The 18,317-nt window shown below is 65.8% G+C and carries 13 protein-coding genes and 1 pseudogene; 8 read left to right on the top strand and 6 right to left on the bottom strand.

Annotated elements, in window-relative coordinates; all coding sequences use genetic code 11:
- The first annotated feature begins 14 nt into the window (after positions 1-14).
- From NS1_RS19540 to NS1_RS19550, 3 genes are read left to right on the top strand one after another with little or no spacing between them, the layout of a single operon-like run.
- Positions 15-1,745, top strand: coding sequence for an IucA/IucC family protein (locus NS1_RS19540; protein WP_062986673.1), 1,731 nt, complete (start codon positions 15-17; stop codon positions 1,743-1,745).
- Positions 1,742-2,956 carry a type III PLP-dependent enzyme gene (locus tag NS1_RS19545; RefSeq protein WP_062986675.1) on the top strand — a complete coding sequence of 405 codons (1,215 nt, stop codon included), beginning with the start codon at positions 1,742-1,744 and terminating at the stop codon, positions 2,954-2,956. The genes NS1_RS19540 and NS1_RS19545 overlap by 4 nt, the downstream gene beginning before the upstream one ends.
- Positions 2,953-3,717 carry an HpcH/HpaI aldolase family protein gene (locus NS1_RS19550; RefSeq protein WP_062986677.1) on the top strand — a complete coding sequence of 255 codons (765 nt, stop codon included), beginning with the start codon at positions 2,953-2,955 and terminating at the stop codon, positions 3,715-3,717. The genes NS1_RS19545 and NS1_RS19550 overlap by 4 nt, the downstream gene beginning before the upstream one ends.
- A 38-nt stretch (positions 3,718-3,755) precedes the next feature.
- Here the strand turns inward: NS1_RS19550 and NS1_RS19555 are convergent, their stop codons facing one another.
- Positions 3,756-4,991: a L,D-transpeptidase gene (locus NS1_RS19555; protein ID WP_062986679.1), complete on the bottom strand. Its 1,236-nt coding sequence runs from the start codon at positions 4,989-4,991 to the stop codon at positions 3,756-3,758.
- Positions 4,992-5,280: 289 nt separating this feature from the next.
- Between NS1_RS19555 and serA the strand changes: the two genes are divergently transcribed.
- The 3 genes from serA to NS1_RS19570 all read left to right on the top strand — a co-directional run bounded on the left by serA (position 5,281) and on the right by NS1_RS19570 (position 8,339).
- Entirely contained in the window at positions 5,281-6,879 is a 1,599-nt protein-coding gene (gene serA / locus NS1_RS19560) for a phosphoglycerate dehydrogenase (RefSeq protein ID WP_062986681.1), read from the top strand.
- A gap of 245 nt (positions 6,880-7,124) precedes the next feature.
- Positions 7,125-7,604, top strand: coding sequence for a hypothetical protein (locus tag NS1_RS19565; protein ID WP_063816199.1), 480 nt, complete (start codon positions 7,125-7,127; stop codon positions 7,602-7,604).
- Between the two features lie 378 nt (positions 7,605-7,982).
- Positions 7,983-8,339 (top strand): hypothetical protein, encoded by a 357-nt coding sequence (locus tag NS1_RS19570; RefSeq protein ID WP_062986683.1) that lies wholly within the window; start codon positions 7,983-7,985, stop codon positions 8,337-8,339.
- Positions 8,340-9,234: 895 nt separating this feature from the next.
- Here the strand turns inward: NS1_RS19570 and NS1_RS19575 are convergent.
- Both NS1_RS19575 and NS1_RS42265 read right to left on the bottom strand, forming a co-directional pair.
- Positions 9,235-11,490 carry a heavy metal translocating P-type ATPase gene (locus NS1_RS19575; protein ID WP_062986685.1) on the bottom strand — a complete coding sequence of 752 codons (2,256 nt, stop codon included), beginning with the start codon at positions 11,488-11,490 and terminating at the stop codon, positions 9,235-9,237.
- On the bottom strand, positions 11,436-11,756 hold the full coding sequence (locus tag NS1_RS42265; protein ID WP_307619336.1) for a heavy-metal-associated domain-containing protein: 321 nt from the start codon (positions 11,754-11,756) through the stop codon (positions 11,436-11,438). The genes NS1_RS19575 and NS1_RS42265 overlap by 55 nt, the downstream gene beginning before the upstream one ends.
- A gap of 989 nt (positions 11,757-12,745) precedes the next feature.
- Between NS1_RS42265 and NS1_RS19585 the strand changes: the two genes are divergently transcribed.
- A complete protein-coding gene (locus NS1_RS19585) occupies positions 12,746-13,144 on the top strand; it encodes a hypothetical protein (RefSeq protein WP_157125305.1) in 399 nt (132 codons plus the stop codon).
- Between the two features lie 957 nt (positions 13,145-14,101).
- On the opposite strand, the pseudogene NS1_RS19590 reads toward NS1_RS19585, so the two are convergent.
- From NS1_RS19590 to lpqS, 3 genes and pseudogenes are all read right to left on the bottom strand, one after another.
- Positions 14,102-15,346 (bottom strand): annotated as a pseudogene (locus NS1_RS19590) (MFS transporter); the annotation flags it as partial.
- Positions 15,343-16,422 carry a PLP-dependent cysteine synthase family protein gene (locus NS1_RS19595; RefSeq protein ID WP_084503856.1) on the bottom strand — a complete coding sequence of 360 codons (1,080 nt, stop codon included), beginning with the start codon at positions 16,420-16,422 and terminating at the stop codon, positions 15,343-15,345. The gene NS1_RS19595 and the pseudogene NS1_RS19590, both read right to left, overlap by 4 nt.
- Before the next feature lie 149 nt (positions 16,423-16,571).
- Complete coding sequence (gene lpqS / locus NS1_RS40125) at positions 16,572-17,213, bottom strand: putative copper homeostasis (lipo)protein LpqS (protein ID WP_157125306.1); 642 nt, start codon at positions 17,211-17,213, stop codon at positions 16,572-16,574.
- A 206-nt stretch (positions 17,214-17,419) separates the two neighbouring features.
- Between lpqS and NS1_RS40130 the strand changes: the two genes are divergently transcribed.
- Positions 17,420-17,737 (top strand): hypothetical protein, encoded by a 318-nt coding sequence (locus NS1_RS40130; RefSeq protein ID WP_157125307.1) that lies wholly within the window; start codon positions 17,420-17,422, stop codon positions 17,735-17,737.
- Positions 17,738-18,317: the final 580 nt, after the last annotated feature.

Raw genomic sequence — 18,317 nt, forward strand, 5'->3', positions numbered from 1 at the left:
CGATGGAGTCGTCCATGTCGAACACCGCCCTGCCCGAAACGCCTACCGCGCCGTCCGTCCTGCCAGGTGCCGACGACGCCGTCGCCCACACCTTGCTCAACTGCCTGCTGCGCGAGGTGTCCGGCCCCGAAAGCCAGTCCGCCGTGTCCGGTGACCATCTGCTCTTGCGGCTACCACGTCGAGATGTGCTGTTGCGCATCCGGATACGGCGGACCTCACGCATCGGCGCGCACCGCTTCCTCGGCCCGGTCGAGCATCGACACAGCGGGCAATGGACGCCTGTCGACTGGCAGACCCTCGCCCGCTATGCCCACGACGAGCTCACACTGCACAACGGTGTGGCCAACGACGAGTTCCTCACCCAGATCGCCTCCAGCCATGCGACGCTGACCACCACCCTCGGGTCGGTGCCCGATGTCGGCGACCTCGACTACCTCGCCTCTGAGCGGTCCCTGATATTCGGCCACCGCTTCCATCCCACGCCGAAAGCCCGCACTGGATCGCCCGAGCAATGGGCCAGGTACTCCCCCGAGACGGGCGCCGGCTTCGGGCTGCGCATGCTCGCCGTGCGGACCCACCTCGTCGCCGAGGAAAGCAATGACCAGGCGGCGTCGACCGCACTCGATGATCTCGGTCCGATCGTTCCCGTCGGGTATCGGCTGCTGCCCGCCCACCCCTGGCAGTACGAGATGATGTGTACCCGGCCCGCCGTGCAGGCCGCCCTCGATCGCGGCGACATCGTCGATTTGGGGGTCGGGACACGACAATTCGCCGCTACCGCGTCCGTGCGGACCGTCTACGACGGCACGATGTTCCTCAAGTTCAGTCTCAATGTCCGGATCACCAACTGTCTGCGGAAGAACGCGTGGTACGAGCTGACCGGCGCGGTCACCCTCGACCGGATCCTGGCACCGATCTTCGAGCAGCTGCACACCCGCTTTCCCGGCAGCGCGATGCTGCGTGAACCCGCATACCGCAGCCTGGCCCTGCCCGGAACGGACGGCGGCCCGGATCGCGAACTGCTCGAAGGATTCGGCGTGATCGTGCGCGAGGGACTGCCGGGCCGGTTACGCCCCGGTGTCACCGCGTTGCTCGCCGCCGCCGTCGCCGACGAATATCCGACGGGCCCGGCACACATCTCCCGGCTGCTGCCCGATCAGCATCCGGACCAGGCGCTGCGCTGGTGGGACGCCTATCTGGACCTGCTGGTTGCCCCGATTCTCGCCGCGTACTTCGAGTTCGGCGTGGTGCTCGAACCGCACCTGCAGAACGTGCTGATCGGGGTAGACGGCGCCGGACTACCTGTGCAGGTACTGTTCCGGGATCTCGAGGGCACCAAGCTCGTCGCCGACCAGCACGAGGCGGTGCTGGCCGCCCTGTTGCCCGAGGTCGGTCAGCGGATGACCTACGACGCGCACCGCGGCTGGGACCGTGTTGTCTACTGCCTGTTCGTCAACAACATCGCCGACATGCTGGCCGCGCTCGCCGATCTGCATCCCGCACTCGAGACCGTGCTCTGGGAACGGGTGCGCGACAAGGTGTCCGGCTACTCCGCGCAGGCCGGTCACCCGCCTCGCCTCGCCGCGCTGCTGGCCGGAGTTCCGCTGCCCGCCAAGGCGAATCTGCTCACCCGATGGGAGCGCAAATCCGATCGCGACGCCGGATACGTCCGACTCCCCTCCCCGCTGACGAGCCCACCGCTGTCCGAGTACGGAACCAGCGCCCTGGCGGAGCTGACCCGGTGATCGCGCTCTCCGACACAGCGGCGGGTTGGGCGAGGACACTGCCGGAGGCCGATCTCCCGGCCTATCTCTACGATCTGGCCGCCCTGCGCGACCACGCCGCCACGGTGCGCGCCGCGTTGCCCGAGCAGGTGGAGCTGTACTACGCCGCCAAGGCGAACCCGGAACCACGCCTGCTCTCGGCACTCGCCGGCTCGGTCGACGGCTTCGAAGTGTCGTCGGGAGGTGAACTCGCGCATGTGGCCGGCGCGGTGCCCGGCCACCCGCTGGCCTTCGGTGGGCCGGGAAAGACCGCCGCCGAGCTACGGGCAGCCCTCGATCACGGGGTGCATCGCATTCACGTCGAGAGCGTCGGCGAGCTTCGGGCGTTGGGAGCGCTGACCGCCAAGGCCACCCAGCCGGTCGATGTGTTGCTTCGGGTGAATCTGCCGCTCGACTCGCGCACGCTGGCCGACAGCGCCCTGGCGATGGGCGGGCGCCCCACTCCGTTCGGCCTCGATCCACACGACGCCACCGAGCTGCTGGCCGAACTGGCCGGTGGCCGATATCCGGGACTGCGCTGGCGTGGCGTGCACGCCCACCTCACCAGCGGCCTGGAGGCATCGGAGCTCGCCGCCATCGCGGCCGCGGTGGTCCGGTGGGCGACCGAGACAGCCGATCGCCATGATGTCGCCCTCACCGAAGTGAACATCGGCGGCGGTATGAACGTCGACTACACCGCACCGGAGCGCCGGTTCGATTGGGCCGCTTACGGCGCCGCACTCGACGACCTCGTGCGGCCGACGCCGCAGCTGCGGCTACGGATCGAGCCAGGCCGGTCATTGACCGCCTACTGCGGCTGGTACGCCACCGACGTACTCGACGTGAAGTCCAGCCACGGCGGCGAATTCGCCATCGTGCGCGGCGGCACGCACCACCTCCGCACGCCCGCGACGAAAGGCCACAGCCAGCCCTGCGCGGTGATTCCGGTCGACGGGTGGGACCAGCCATGGGCGAGACCGCGGGCCGCGACCACGTCCGTCACCGTTGCCGGTCAGCTCTGCACACCCAAAGATCAATTGGCACAAAATGTCTCGTCCGACGTACTACGGGCAGGCGATCGGATCGTGTTCGGACTCGCAGGCGCCTACGCCTGGAACATCTCCCATCACGACTTCCTGATGCACCCGCCACCGACATTCCACTTCGCCGACGACACCGGAGTGAGCCGATGACACCGGTCAATCACGTGCGACGCAAGCTCGCCGACGGGGAGCAGGTGCACGGACTGTTCTGTTCGATTCCCGCGCCCGCGCTGGTCGAGATGGTCGGCTGGGCCGGCTACGACTTCGTCATCATCGATGCCGAACACACGCTGCTCGACCCGCAAAATCTCGAGAACCTTATCCGCGCAGCGCAGGTCGCGGGCCTTACTCCCCTCCTGCGCGTGGCCCCGCACGACACCGCGACCATGCTGCGCGGACTCGACGCCGGGGTACTCGGCATCGTCGTGCCACACGTGCGCAGTCGCGCGGATGTCGACGCGGCAATTCGGGCCGCCTACTACGCGCCCGTGGGTATGCGCTCACTCGGTAGCGGGCGTGCGGCAGCCTACGGCCTCGACGACCCCGTCGAGCAGTGCCGGCGCAGCAATACCGAAGTCATGCTCATCGCCCTGATCGAAGATGCCGACGCCGTGGACTCGATAGACGACATCCTGCGCGGCGGCGGCGTCGACATGGTCCTGCCCGGCATCGCCGATCTTTCCCAATCTTTGGGTGTGCCTTGGCAACTGCGGCATGAGGCGGTGCAGTCGGCGGTAAAGCGGCTGCACGAGAGCTGCATGACCCACAATGTCGCCTTCTGCGCGCTCGTCCGCACGCCGGAGCGCCACGAGCACTGGCGAGCGGCAGGCGTGCGCGCCTTCACCTGCGGTGACGTCGCTACTCTCGCCGCTGCCGCCCTGCGCGCGAACCTGACCGATCTGTCGCCCTGACCGCCCCGGGTCGTCAGCCTGTACCGGAGGGAGTAGCGCTACCGCAACGCGCTACCTTGCTGCCATTGATCCCACGACACGCTCCAGTCGCCGTTCTGCCACACTTCGAGCGGGGCGCCACCGGTGTTGCGAACTTCGACTACATCTCCCGGTTGGGAGAAGTTGAAGAACCATTCGGCGTTCGCGGGGCTCAGGTTGAGACAGCCATGCGACACGTTGGTGTTGCCCTGCGCCCAGATGCTGGATTCGAGCGCGTGCAGATAAATGCCATCGGTACTGATCCGGGTGGCCCAGTTGATCGTTTCCTTGTAGCCCAGCCTGGAGTTGACCGGCAGTCCATACGTCGAGGAGTCCATGATGACCGGGTTGGCCTTGTCCATCACCGTGTAGGTGCCGGGCTGGGTCCAAAATGTGATGGTCGTGCCCGCGACGACTTCGCTGCCGCCCATACCCATCGAGGTCGGCATGGTCCGGATGAGGTTGCCATTCTCGTACACCGATATCTCCTTGGTGTTGTCATCGGCGATCGACACGCGTGCAGCTCCGACGGTGAAAGTTTCACGGGCATCTTCCTGACCGTAGAGACCTGGCCCGAGCTGGGCGCCGTAAATGTCTGCGGCGACACTGACTTTGGTGCCTGGCGCCCAATACTGCCGAGGTCGCCAGTGCGCGTTTCGATCGTCGACCCAGTACCACGATCCGTCGGCCGGCGGATCGGCGGTCACCGACAGCCGTGCCTCAGCAGCGGCTCGATCGGGAATGTCCTCGTCGAAGTGCGCAACGACCACGGTCCCGACACCGTAGCGGCCATCCGAGGCGAAGGACTGCCCACCCGCGGTGGTCAGATACACCTTGGTCTGATTACGGGGCGTAATGGTCGAGAAGGTCGCTGTCTGCGGCCCGATCCGACCGGTCAAGGTCACTGCCTCGGCTGTGACCGTATAGGTGCGCCCATAACCGAGCGGTTGCAGCGGCTTCCACATGGATTTATCCGGCGTGAGGACGCCTTCGATCTGAGTGCCCTGTTCGTTTGTCATGGTGACCGCGGCGAGGATCCCGTCAGAGGCGCTGACCGTGGACCCGTTTCCCGGATCGGCATCGCGAGTTCCGGGTGCCGGCACAATCGAGATCTGCGCGGACTCAGCGGAATCTCGGGTGTCCGAGGGAGTTGGCGGTGTGACCGAGGGAGCTGACGATGTACAGGCAGCGACCAGGAGAGTCGCTACCGTTGCGAGGGCGACGATAGCTACCGTCGCCCGGTGGCTTCGTGCCATTTTTCCTCCGTTGTCGCACCCAGGCCGCTTACCTACTATTTGAATCCGTAGTTTACCGGCATTCGTGCATATCAACCGCGCCCACCCATGCACCGAACAGCGCCGACGGACAACACCGACAGCCAAATAGTGACGTCCAGCACCTCTCGAGCCATCGCCCACCTGCCATTGCAGCCCCCAGTTGCCCCACCAGGCTGCATTACCTACTATTTCGCTACGTAGATACCGGTAGCCGTTCGGCGCCCACCCTCGTGATCGATCGAACACCAGCGCAGAGGAGAATCCCACAGTGAGCCAAGCAGGCCGTCCTGTAGTTCTGATCGCCGACAAGCTCGCCCAGTCGACCGTCGACGCACTCGGTGACGGTGTCGAGGTTCGCTGGGTCGACGGACCCGACCGCCCGGCGCTGCTCGCCGCGGTCCCCGAAGCCGACGCGATTCTCGTGCGCTCCGCCACCACCGTCGACGCCGAGGTGCTCGACGCGGGCAAGAAGCTGCAGATCGTGGCCCGCGCCGGTGTCGGCCTCGACAATGTCGACGTGCCCGCCGCCACCGAGCGTGGCGTGATGGTTGTCAACGCGCCGACTTCCAACATCCACACCGCCGCCGAGCACGCCGTCACGCTGCTGCTCTCGGCCGCGCGCCAGATTCCGGCCGCCGACGCCACGCTGCGTGCGAAGACCTGGCAGCGCAGCAAGTTCAACGGTGTCGAAATCCTCGGCAAGACCGTCGGTGTGATCGGCCTCGGCCGCATCGGCCAGCTGTTCGCGCAGCGTCTGGCGGCGTTCGAGACCAAGATCGTCGCCTACGACCCCTACACCTCGCCCGCGCGCGCCGCCCAGCTCGGCATCGAGCTGCTGACCCTGGACGAGGTGCTCGAGCGCGCCGACTTCATCTCCATCCACCTGCCCAAGACGCCCGAGACCAAGGGCATGCTCAACGCCGAGACCCTGGCCAAGACCAAGCCGGGCGTCATCATCGTCAACGCCGCGCGTGGTGGGCTGATCGACGAGCAGGCACTCGCCGACGCCATCAAGTCCGGCCACGTGCGCGCCGCCGGTCTGGACGTGTTCGAGACCGAGCCGTGCACCGATTCGCCGCTGTTCGACCTCCCGCAGGTCGTCGTGACCCCGCACCTCGGTGCGTCCACGTCGGAGGCGCAGGACCGCGCGGGCACCGATGTCGCCAAGTCGGTGCTGCTGGCACTGGCCGGTGAGTTCGTGCCGGGTGCGGTGAACGTCACCGGTGGTGCCGTGAACGACGAGGTCGCCCCCTGGCTGGACGTCGTCCGCAAGCAGGGCGCGCTGCTGGGTGCCATCGCCAACGAGCTGCCCGTCAGCGTCGAGGTGCAGGTTCGCGGCGAGCTGTCCGCGCAGGACGTGGCCGTGCTGGAGCTGTCGGCGCTGCGCGGTGTGTTCTCGGCGCTGGTCGAGGACCAGGTCACCTTCGTCAACGCGCCCGCGCTGGCCAAGGAGCGTGGCATCACCACCACCGTCACCACCGCCACCGAGAGCCCGACCCATCGCAGCGTCGTCGACCTGCGCGCCGTGTTCGGCGACGGTTCGACCCTGAACGTGGCAGGCACGCTGACCGAGCCGAACCTGGTCGAGAAGATCGTCAACATCAACGGCCGCAACTACGACATGCGCGCCGAGGGCCTGAACCTGGCCATCCTCAACTACGAGGACCGCCCGGGACAGTTGGGTTACATCGGAACGGTTCTCGGCCAGGCCGGAGTCGACATCAAGGCTGCCCAGTTGGCACAGGATGTCGATGCCGCAGGTGCCACCGTTGTCCTGCGGGTCGACAAGGAGGTGTCCGTGGAAACGAGAGCGTGGATCGAGAAGGTAGTCGGCGCCGCCAAGGTCGTCTTGGTCGACCTGGCCTGATCTCACCGGCAATCCACCTGTACCAGCATCGAAACGACGCGCCCTCGACAAAGCTTTCACGGGAACTGTCGACACAAGGCGTAGCGTGACGCGCAGTTTCGCATCCACAGCGATCTGTCCCCGTTGCATACAACGGGGACAGATCCTGTCGGTACCGGCACGATGCATCCGGGGCAGACGGTCGGCGTGAACGCCTTCATGCCGGGTATGCGTGTCGCAGGGGCATCAACTGAGGAGGCATACCGATGATTACTCAGCTCGCTCGACTCGCCGTATCCGCTGCGCTGGCGTCCGCCGCGATAGCCGCGGGTGCTGGACAGGCCGCCGCTGATCCGGGCTCGGTCTCGATCGACGGCAATATGCAAGTACTGGGGATGAACGTGCTCCACATCGACGCCCAAGGCACGGGCGACGGCCCGGCGACGGGCACCTACGTCGCGAGCGGACGGATCGGGAATATGCCGCTACCGGTCCGCGTGACCGGCCCGGTGACCTGTCTGACGATCAACGGAAACACCGTCTCGCTGATCTACCCGATCACAACGGCCGAACCGGTCATGATGTTCGCACCGGACTCTATGGCCATCCAGATCACCGTCACCAAGGGCGTCAACGGGGAGCCGAATCGGATCGGCTACGGAGTGCCGATGCCGACTACCAGCTTCCGCGGCTGCCAGCCTGGTCCGACACCATTGATCTTCGACGGGATCATCGACATCAACTGACTCGACGCCAACTCGACTCCGATTCAGCGCACCTGGGTCAGGTCCCCAAGTGCGCCGCTGGGAGCGACGAATCGAGGGCCGGGTCAGTGTGTGAGACCGCCCCCGGCACGGCGTTGCAATAGGTCGGTGCTGTCGGTGCTCGTCTGTCAACTGTTGTTGGAGCGGAAGCTGCGCAGGCGAAGGCTGTGGCTCACCACAAATACCGACGAGAACGCCATCGCGGCACCCGCCAGCATGGGGTTGCGGATGAGGCTGGTTGTGCGTGGCTGAGTGGCCGAGGAGGTTGATCCGCGCCGGTGGAGACTGGGTTCGTATTCGGCCGGGTCAGCCGGAGTTTGCAGGGGTAGGATTGTTAATCCGAGGCAACAGGAGTTGACGATGTCAATACGCGCCGCCAGACCAACGATGGTCCGGACTGCTGTGATCGCTGTGGCGGTGGGCGCCGCGACGTTCTTCGGCACGGCCGGTCAAGCACTCGCCGACGTCGAACCCGGCGCCTACACGTCCACGACGTGGTCGTCTGGCATCGTGCTCCTGCAACGTGACGCGCGCGTCGAGGGCGGGGAGCTGGTCCTGATCGGGCGTTACCCAATCCATTCGACACCCGACGGTGGTTACGTGGACCTGTTTCCCGGCCACCGCGTCGTACTGATCAGCGACGGACACGGCGGGTACACGGGCCCGGCGTATTTCGGCGACGTGGTGGTCGGCGCCATCACGCTGACGCCCCGCTGACCGATCGATCACCGATCTCTGATGTGGGATATAGGGGTCGCTTCCTTGACTATCTGATGCTGCATGAGGGTTATGTCGATGCAATCCAGGTCTGACCCGCTCATAGTCCCCCCAGCAATCACGGAAGTCAGGGTGCTCGGCGGGCTCGGGGCTCGGGTTCGGATAGCGGCGTAGGTGGATCAGTCCGCGGCCAGGAGCGAGGCGCGTGCTGCGGCGCCTCGGGTCGCGGCCGACGAGGTCGGCGATGTCGCGTGCGGGGATCTTCCGTAGTAGTTCGTTGAACGCCGCGACCTGGCCGCGGCGCCGGTCACGCCGAGGCGGCGAACCCGTTGCCGGAGTCTGGTGGTGCTGATCGCGCGGTTCGGCCCGCCGCTCCGAGAACAACCAGGGTGATGCGGGATCTGCGGCAGTTCCGATGTCGCGGAGCTGGCTGATCAGTTCGGTGATGAGACTGCCCAAGGGCTTGGGCATCAGCATATTTCCTCGGTGATCCACAGGACGACCTGATCGTCGCGGGTGCTCACCTCGTCCAGCCGGATCTGTGTGATGCGGGTGGCGGGCTGGCGTAGAGCAGGACGAGCAGACCATGACGCGGTGACTTGTCTGACGGTCAGCGGGACAAGCCGTCTCGCTGATCTATCAGATCACGACCGCCGAGACGGTCATGGTGTTCGCGCCGGACTCTATGGCTATGGCGTCCCGATGCCGCCAGCTTCCGAGGAAGCCAACCGGATCCGACACCGCTGATCTTCGACGTCAGCTGACCGACGCTCAATCGACTCCGATTCAGCGCGCCTGATCAGGACGCCATGTGCACCACTGGGAGGGACGAATCGAGGCTCCGGGTCAGTATGCGACGCCCGGGGAGAGGTTGCAATAGGTCGGTGCTCGTATGTCAGCTGTTGTTGGAGCGGAAACGGCGCAAGCGCAGGCTGTTGCTCACCACGAATACCGACGAGAACGCCATCGCGGCACCCGCCAGCATGGGGTTCAGCAGGCCCGCCATGGCCAGCGGCAAGGCGGCAACGTTGTAGGCGAATGCCCAGAACAGGTTGCCTTTGATAGTGCCGAGCGTCTTGCGGGACAACCGGATCGCGTCCGCCGCAGCCCGCAGGTCGCCCCGGACCAATGTCAGGTCGCTGGCCTCGATCGCCACGTCGGTGCCGGTGCCCATGGCCAGGCCGAGGTCGGCCTGGGCCAATGCCGCCGCGTCGTTGACGCCGTCGCCGACCATGGCGACGACCTTGCCCTGCGCCTGCAGCTTCTTGATGACATCGACCTTCTCGCGCGGCAGCACCTCGGCGATCACCTGCTCGATGCCGACCTCGTCACCGATGGCCCGCGCCGCGGCAGCGTTGTCGCCGGTCAGCAACATCGGTGTCAGTCCCAGCGCACGCAGTTGTGTAATCGCTTCGGCGGAGGTCGGTTTCACCGTATCGGCGACTACCAGGACACCGCGAGCCTTCCCGTCCCAGGCCACCGCGACGGCGGTCTTCCCCTCGGATTCGGCAGCGGCCATGGCTTGCGCCAAGTCCGATCCGAGGCTTTGCTCATGCTCGGCTAGCAGTTGGCGACGCCCGACGACAACCGCGTGGCCATCGACGACACCGCGCACACCCAGGCCCTCGACGTTGGCGAAGCCCTGCACCGGTTCGAGATCGCCGACCTTGTCCCGGGCGCCCTTGGCGATCGCCTGCGCGATCGGGTGCTCGGAGGAATCCTCCAGCGCCCCTGCCAGTTCCAGGATCTGCAGCTCGTCCTCGCCGTCGGCGGCGTACACCGTCAGCAGGCTCATCTTGCCGGTGGTGACGGTCCCGGTCTTGTCCAGCACCACGGTGTCGACCCGCCGGGTCGATTCCAGCACCTCCGGGCCCTTGATGAGGACGCCCATCTGCGCACCACGGCCGGTACCGACCATCAGCGCGGTGGGCGTAGCCAAGCCGAGGGCGCAGGGACAGGCGATGATCAGCACGGCGACCGCGGCGGTGAAGGCCGCAGCGACAGAACCTCCGGTACCGAGCCAGAACCCCAGGGCCACCACCGACAGAGCGATCACGACGGGTACGAAAATGCCGGAGATCTTGTCGGCCAGACGCTGCGCCTGAGCCTTGCCGTTCTGAGCCTCCTCCACCAGCTTGGCCATCTGGGCCAGCTGCGTGTCAGAGCCGACACGGCTCGTACGCACCACGACCCGGCCGCCGACATTGACGGTAGCGCCGACCACCGCGTCATCGACGCCCACCTCCACGGGCACCGACTCACCCGTCAGCATCGAGGCGTCGACCGCCGACGAACCTTCCACGACAACACCGTCGGTGGCGACCTTCTCGCCGGGGCGCACGACGAACAGATCGCCCACCGCGAGCTGATCGGCGGGTATGCGCTCCTCTTTACCGTCGCGCAGCACCGATACTTCTTTGGCACCGAGCTCCAACAGCGCTCGCAGCGCGGCACCGGCCTGCCGCTTGGATCTGGCCTCGAAATAGCGTCCGGCGAGGATGAAGGTGGTGACCCCGGCTGCCACCTCCAGATAAATGTTGCCGGCGCCGCCGTCGCGGGCGATGGTCAGTTGGAATGGATGCGTCATTCCCGGCATACCAGCGGTCCCCCAGAACAGTGCATACAGCGACCAGCCCAGCGCGGCGAGCGTGCCGATGGAGATGAGCGTGTCCATCGTGGCGGTGGCATGACGCAGATTGGTCCAGGCGGCCCGGTGGAACGGCAACGCACCCCAGATCACTACCGGCGCGGCCAGTGTCAGCGACAGCCACTGCCAGTTGGTGAACTGCAGTACCGGAATCATCGCCATAGCGATCACCGGCACCGTGAGGACCAGCGAGATGAGCAGACGTTGACGTAGTGAGGCTGTCGGATCATCGCCTTCGGTAGCAGGTGCTGAGGCGGCACCTTTATCAATCTTCGAGACCGGGAGCGCGGCCGTGTAACCGGCTTCCTCAACCGTGGCGACCAGGTTCTCGGGCGTGAGGTCGCCGGAGTATTCCACGCGCGCCTTCTCTGTGGCGTAGTTGACCGTGGCGGTCACGCCGTCGAGCTTGTTCAGTTTCTTCTCGATGCGATTGGCGCACGACGCGCAGGTCATGCCACCGATCGACAACTCGATCCGGTTAGACGGTTGGGTCGTGGTGGCCATCGCTGACTCCGATCCGTACTGGGATGAATCTGACTACAGGTAATAAGGTCGAGGGTTCGGTCATTCCGCAAGCTGATAGCCAGCCTCGCCACGGCTGCGGCGATTGCGCTGCGGTCTACCACGCCCGCCGCGTCGACGGTCACGCGCCCGCTGGCGAAGTCGGCCTCCACTGCGGTGACCCCCGCAATCTTGCCGACTTCTTTGTTCACCGAATTCGCACAGCAGCTGCAGGTCATTCCGGTCACGGTCACAGTGGTTGTGCTCATATCAATCCTCCTGATGTCGCGCGGTCACCTCAGCCCGCCTGACCACGAATATACCCCCCTTGGGTATCGAATCGGTAGTCTCCACCATCTGCTCGGCCAGGATGAATACACTGACGACATCCACCTACGGGCAGCCCACGACTGGAGCCCGCAAGCAGCCCGTGCAGCGGTCCTCGATCTCGTGCTTCACGGATTGCTGCCCGACCCACCGGGCTGAACACACCCGCGAATCCTGACGGATCCGATTCGCCATCCAACACGGATACGCGTCGACTCACAGCCCAGGAAAGGGACTCTGCCGACCTCGTCACGTCCGGAGCACCGAACATCGCAAACATGCAGCTCTCGGGGAACGCAGACGAGGGTGACGCCCCGCCACCTCCACCTTTGATGACCGAAGCGGAGGCTTCGCGAGATGAAGGGAATCGCGCGCCTCCGCCGCAGTCGACACCCCGGGGTCTCGGGGGTGCCCCTGTGCCGGGATCACCATTCGGCACAAGTACTATTTGCCTTAGTAGAAGGGTAGTCAGCGCCATCGAGGAATGCAACAGCCATATGTTCAATACTGCCGACCGGGCGGTCGTCAACGGTCCTACGGGACCCGGTCCGCTCGGCTTGCCGCTGAGAGCGCGTGGAAGAAGTCAGCGAAGGTGGGGGGCGACGCCACGAGTCGCCCCCACCTTCGAGGGACGAGGCAGAGGCCTCGCGAGATGAGGGGATCGCGCCTCCGCCGCAGTCGACACCCCTCCGCTATTTCGGGGCGCCCCGTGCCGAGATCCTCATCGGCACAAGTCTTTATCTACTGTCTACGTTAGTAGATACGTAGATCAGGGAGTCGATAAGTACAAATTGACCCCACCACCGCTGGTGAGTCATAGACCTCTGCTGGTCCGGGGAGTATTCTAAGTAGTTGACTGAAAGCTTGGTCTACATCGAATATCGGGGAGATCGCCATGGCACCCGGACGAGGCTGGTGGACGAAACGGCAGGTGTTCGCGGCACTCGCTGTGCTGCCAGCGCTGGTGTTGTCGGCATGTAGCTCTGGGGCCGGGGATACGGGTGACGTGGCAACCGTTCGAGAATCCGGCGTCACCTCGAATTCGGCCAATTCGACGCGGACGGTAGTCAGTGAGACCGAATTCTCCATCAATGTGCCCGACTCTCAATTGACACCGGGTGCATACACGTTCGTCGTCGAGAACTCCGGGTCCGTCTCTCACGATCTCGTGATCCTGGGTCCGGGCGGGGAATCACAGCAGACATCGCGGATCGAGAGCGGCGGGTCCAGTGAGCTGACCGTAAACCTGGTGCCTGGTTCCTACAAGCTGTGGTGCTCTATCGGAAATCATCGGGAACTCGGCATGAGCGCCGAAATCGCCGTGAGCTGATCCGGCCCCAGGGCGCTCCCCAAAGCGGTGATGATGCACAATTCGGTCAGCTGGCGGCGGCGGCTGGTGTCCGGGGCAATGGCAGCTAGGGTCTTCCGCTGATCACGTTCTGGCGGGCGCGGGCGAGTACCGAGATCGTTTGGGCGAGTTCACTATCCGCCGATAGGCGTCGGTGGCGGAATCGGCGAATCAGAATATTCGACGGCGTCGGGCTATTCCCGTCGCCTCTTGAGTGGTGCTGCGGCATGGCCCTGAGGTATCCGTATTGGTCGGGCTGGGCGCCGGGGCTGGCTTGCTGTGCTCGTCGGACTGGCCCCGGCGCTGTGCGCTACGACGATGCGTACCCGAAACGACCGGATCCTGCAGCTCTCGGAGAACAAAGGTGGGGGCGACGCCACGAGTCGTCGCCCCCACTTCCGATGACCTGGCCGAGCGCGCGAGATGAGGGGGTCGCGCCACTTCAGCCGTAGTCAACACCCCCGGCTCTTAGGGGCGCCCGTGCCGAGATCGAGTTCGGCACAAGTGTTATTGCCATCTAGGCAGTAGATAGCAGCCAGGCAGGCCTCACCGCCTGGTTGCCGGTCCGGCGGGGTAGCGCGAGCGCCGGTCCTCTGGTGAGGGGCGGGTACGTGGTGGGGGCGGTTGGGCTCGGCGGTGTCCGCGACGATCCGGCTCGGTGCCTGGCCACGGTCGTGGCGCGCCGGTCGGGACCCGAGCGCCGGGGCCGGGTCGGTCCTCGCCGGATTGGGGCCGGGACCGAACTGGCGGGGGTGGTCTGCGATATGTGTGCTGGTCGACCTCCGCGCCGGGCCGGGTCTTGGTCACTGAGCCGATCGCTGCCACAGGTTCGCCGATGCGGTTGGGTTGGCGGCGCAGTGGGGTGGTCGGCGAATCCGAGCCCGAGAATGCGGGGTCGGTGGGCCGGTGACGTCCACCGGGCAGACGATGACGTCCGGTGGTGTACTGCTCCGGCACGGTGGTCGCACGGTCGGCCCGCTCCAGCCGCAGCAAAGCATAGGCGGCGATGACACCGATCCCGGTCAACCCCGCCCAGACGATCCAGTCCAGTCCGGCATCGCGGGCCGCACCCACGAGAGTGCCGGTAGCCAGGTTGCCGATCAGGATTCCGACACCGACAACGGTGTTGTAAAAGCCGTAGTGCGTCGCGACCAGCCTGTTTCCCGACAGCGACACCACGGTATCCATCTCGAACGGGAACACCGCCGCGGTGCCGATCGCCAGCAGCGTGGTCGTGATCAACAACGCGGCCACCGCCGCCACAGTGCCGAACGTCCCCGGACCGGACACGACGATCAACGGAACGAAGGCTGCGGCAAGCACGCCCATCCCGGCGACCAGGCTCTTGCCCGGGCCCCAGCGGGCACGCAACCAGGCGGTGATGCGGAGCTGGCCGGCGACGGCGACGACACCGGAGACCACGAACAGTGCCGAGACCAGGGTTTGCGAGCGAGCCCCGGCTATGAATTCCGCTTGCAGCGGCAAGGCCAGATACACCTGGAACGACAAGACGTAGGAGCCGATCATCGCCACCGAGAACGCCAGGAAACGCCGGTTGGACATGACCCGACGCCAGTCGTCGAGCACCGAGGTCTTCTCGGCCGGGGCCTCACCACGCCGGGCGGGCAAGGCGAACAGCTGGGCAATTGTCAGGACAGCGAACACCGCCGCCGCGACACCGGCGGTGACCCGGAAGTCGACCGCCATCAACGCCAGTCCGACGAGCGGCCCGGCCAGGATGCCCGCCTGATAGAACATGTTGAACACCGCGAACGCTTCGACGCGCCGCTCTCCGGTGTCCGCGGCAAGATAGGCGCGCACCGCCGGATTGAACAACGCTCCCGCGAACCCGGTCGCCGCGGAGGCGATCAACACCGCAGGCAAGGAGTCCGCGAAGACCAACAGCGCGAAGCCACCGGTGCGCAGCAGGCATCCGGCAACGATCAACGGCTTGTAGCCGAGCCGATCGGCCAGCGTGCCACCGATCAGGAACATGCCCTGCTGGGAGAAGTTGCGCACACCCAGGACCAGACCGACCGCCCACGCGGCTAACCCCAATGGCCCTGCCAGATATCCGGCCAGAAAGGGCATCAGCATGTAGAAGCCCAGGTTGATGCCGAACTGGTTGATCATCAGCAGCCGGGCGGGCAGATCGAAACTTCCGAACTTGGCGATCACGGTCACGAAGCGAGCTCCCCTCCTGTCATTGCGACGGGCGAGACCACCGAGGTGCAGCGGGTCCAGCGCTGGACGACCCGTTCACCGGGGTGGCTGATCGCCTCGGGCGCGACGGGCGCGGTGACGTCGAGAAGCCCGTGCTCGGCGCAATAGGAGTCGTTGTAGATGGTGTCGAAGTAGCGGTGAGGCCCGTCGGGGAATACCGCCGCGATCCGGGTCGACGGTGCGGCTACGCGGGCTGCCCACCCGGCGACCAGCGCGACCGCGCCCACGCTCCACCCGCCGGTCGCGTGGTGGGTGGCCGCGAGTGTGCGGCACGCCCACACCGATTCCGCCGGTGCGACCCAGTGGACCTCGTCGAATGCCTCGTAGTCGACGTTGGCGGGATAGATGCTCGAACCCAGGCCTCGCATCAGCCGCGGCCCGGCCGGCTGGCCGAAGATCGTCGAGGAGATCGTGTCGACACCAACCAGCGTCAATTCGGGGTTGTAGCGGCGCAGAACCCGCGCCACACCGGCGGAGTGCCCGCCGGTACCGACCGCGCACACCAAGACATCGACGGTCCCGAGCTGCTCGATCAGCTCCAAGGCCAGCGAGTCGTAGCCCTCGACGTTGTCCGGGTTGCTGTACTGATCCGGGCACCAGGCATCGGGGTCGGCAGCCAACAACTGCGCGACCCGCTCGCGCCGCGCCTGCTGCCAGCCACCGACTGGATGCGGCTCGCTCACCAGTTCGACGGTGGCTCCGTAAGCGGTCAGCATCTGGGCAACGATCGGTTCCAACCCGGGGTCGGTCACCACGGTGACCGGGTGCTGATACACCATGCCGGCCAAGGCGAGACCCAGGCCCAGCGTGCCGCTGGTCGACTCGACGATGCGTGCTCCGGGCCGCAGGTCGCCGCGTTCACGCGACTTCTGCACCATGTGCAGCGCGGGCCGGTCCTTCATCCCGCCAGGGTTGAACCCTTCGAGTTTGGCCCAGAATCCGCGATCGGCGGCAGCCAGCGGTTCGCCGATCCACAACACCGGCGTATTGCCGACCAGGCCGCGGGGCGCATCGATCGCATCGGGGGCGCCCAGCATGCGACGAGTGTTGGCGAGTTCGAGGGTGGGGAAGGTGTTGTTCACGGTTTGCTGTCTCTTCTCTGCACAGGCGGGCCGCTTTCGCGGTACGCCACGACGATGGGCAGCGGGCACCGGCCGACACGACGGGTCGGCCTGGCGCTGACCGATCAGCGTCGGGAGATGCAGTGAAGCGTCAACACGGCGCGTCCATCCGGACGGGCCGGACGCAGTGGTGGCCCACGCACGCCACCGGTACCGGCCGTCCGCGCCGAGACCGCCGGAAAAACACTCGTGGCCGCGGCGAGGATCAACGCCGCCAATGTCAGGGACAGGATTCCCGGCAGCAGAGCCTCGGCAGGGCCGTGCACAGCATGCGCGGCGCATTGTTCAGCGTCGGCAGACACGAAGTGTTCATGACCAGCGGCCGCGTCCGCACCCTCGGCAGCCGCTACGTGATGGTCGACCGTGCGGCCGTGTCCGTCGAAAAGAAGGCAGTCAGCGGCAGGAACGATCACCAGAGCAGCTAGCAGCAGCATCGCTAGCCAGCTACCGCGTCGCATCCAGCCGAGAGACTTCATAATGCAGCGACAGTAACGAAAACGTAACGACATGCGCAACGATGCTGCCGCTCCTCGCATGCCACCGTCGGACGTTTGCACGCCGCGCGCCCGATGGATGGTCGCCGACGACGGGCACGATCCCGACTGCGACCGCCGTCCATGCATGCTCACCTCCGACCTCCAGAACTGTTGAGCATCAACATATCTCGCAGCCTCCACCGATTGCCGCTCGGGCTTGTTGACATCCACACCGATCAATCTACTATCTTGGTACGTACATAGTAGATGATCGGTGATCAGGAACACGCGTTCGACGCGTGGGGCCTAATGACTTGTATCGCGTCACATTCACGACACGCCCCGGCGATGTGTCGGCAAACAGCCCGGTCGGCCCCGCCGGATACATCCGTCGACCGCAACTGCAGGTCGGAAACGTTGAAAGGAAGACCATTCCTATGACCACAGCTTCGAGGCCCCACCGCACACGACTGCCCGTACGGCTACTAGCAGCGACCTCGATCGCTGCCGCCGCGACGTTCCTGGTGGCGGTGCCAGCGACCGCCGCGCCGCCTTCTTCCGGGACCAGCGGCAGGCCCGCGGGCAGTGACGACGGACGCGGAACCACATGGCATGGAAACAGCCGCGTCGACAACGGCCACCACGCCGACAACGGCGGGCGCAGCCACGGCCACGATCGGACCGACGCTGGTCGTCACGACCCCTCCGACGACGGCGGCCACTGCCTGCCTCGCGGCTGCACCGGACCCCGCTGACCGTCGTGATCGAGTTTGGTTCCGGCGTGGTGCTGTGGCCAGATCCAACGATGTCGGTGGCCACCGGCACCAACTCGAGCCCGTTTGCCACCGCACAGGCTCGCGGTCCGCCCGGGCGGACCGCCACCCATCCAACGCTCAACCCATTCGACAAGGAGGTGACGACCGATGAACCCGCTGAAGATGCTGTGTGACTGGATGTGCACGATGATGCCCTCGTGCTGTCAGATGTGATCGCACACCCGCCGACCAGACAACAGAGCCGGGGCCGATCGGGCTCAATTGAACCGTCGGCCCCGCGCAGACTCTAACCACCGAAGCCCGGAACCTCACATCTACTATTTCCGTACATAGATAGTAGACATGAAGGATAGGAAATCATGAAGTTCAACCACTCTTCCCGCCGCATTGCAACCCGTTTCGGCTTCGCAGCGGTGGCCGTTGCCGCAGCGACCGCCCTCGCCTCACCAGCTTTCGCAGATTCCAGCCCGACGCCGTCGGTCACCGAGGTCGCGGCCAGACACGGCGGCCACCACGACGGGGGTCATACCAACCATGGCCACCACAATGGTCACAGCAA

Origin of the sequence: Nocardia salmonicida NBRC 13393, assembly GCF_001613085.1 — a bacterium.
GTDB lineage: Bacteria > Actinomycetota > Actinomycetes > Mycobacteriales > Mycobacteriaceae > Nocardia > Nocardia salmonicida.

Excerpts from the sequence above, each read along its gene's own strand:
- NS1_RS19540 (WP_062986673.1), top strand. The coding sequence starts at position 15 with ATGTCGAACACCGCCCTGCCCGAAACGCCTACCGCGCCGTCCGTCCTG.
- NS1_RS19550 (WP_062986677.1), top strand. The coding sequence starts at position 2,953 with ATGACACCGGTCAATCACGTGCGACGCAAGCTCGCCGACGGGGAGCAG.
- NS1_RS19555 (WP_062986679.1), bottom strand. The coding sequence starts at position 4,991 with ATGGCACGAAGCCACCGGGCGACGGTAGCTATCGTCGCCCTCGCAACG.
- NS1_RS19565 (WP_063816199.1), top strand. The coding sequence starts at position 7,125 with ATGATTACTCAGCTCGCTCGACTCGCCGTATCCGCTGCGCTGGCGTCC.
- NS1_RS19570 (WP_062986683.1), top strand. The coding sequence starts at position 7,983 with ATGTCAATACGCGCCGCCAGACCAACGATGGTCCGGACTGCTGTGATC.
- NS1_RS19575 (WP_062986685.1), bottom strand. The coding sequence starts at position 11,490 with ATGGCCACCACGACCCAACCGTCTAACCGGATCGAGTTGTCGATCGGT.
- NS1_RS42265 (WP_307619336.1), bottom strand. The coding sequence starts at position 11,756 with ATGAGCACAACCACTGTGACCGTGACCGGAATGACCTGCAGCTGCTGT.
- NS1_RS19595 (WP_084503856.1), bottom strand. The coding sequence starts at position 16,422 with ATGCTGGGCGCCCCCGATGCGATCGATGCGCCCCGCGGCCTGGTCGGC.
- NS1_RS40130 (WP_157125307.1), top strand. The coding sequence starts at position 17,420 with ATGACCACAGCTTCGAGGCCCCACCGCACACGACTGCCCGTACGGCTA.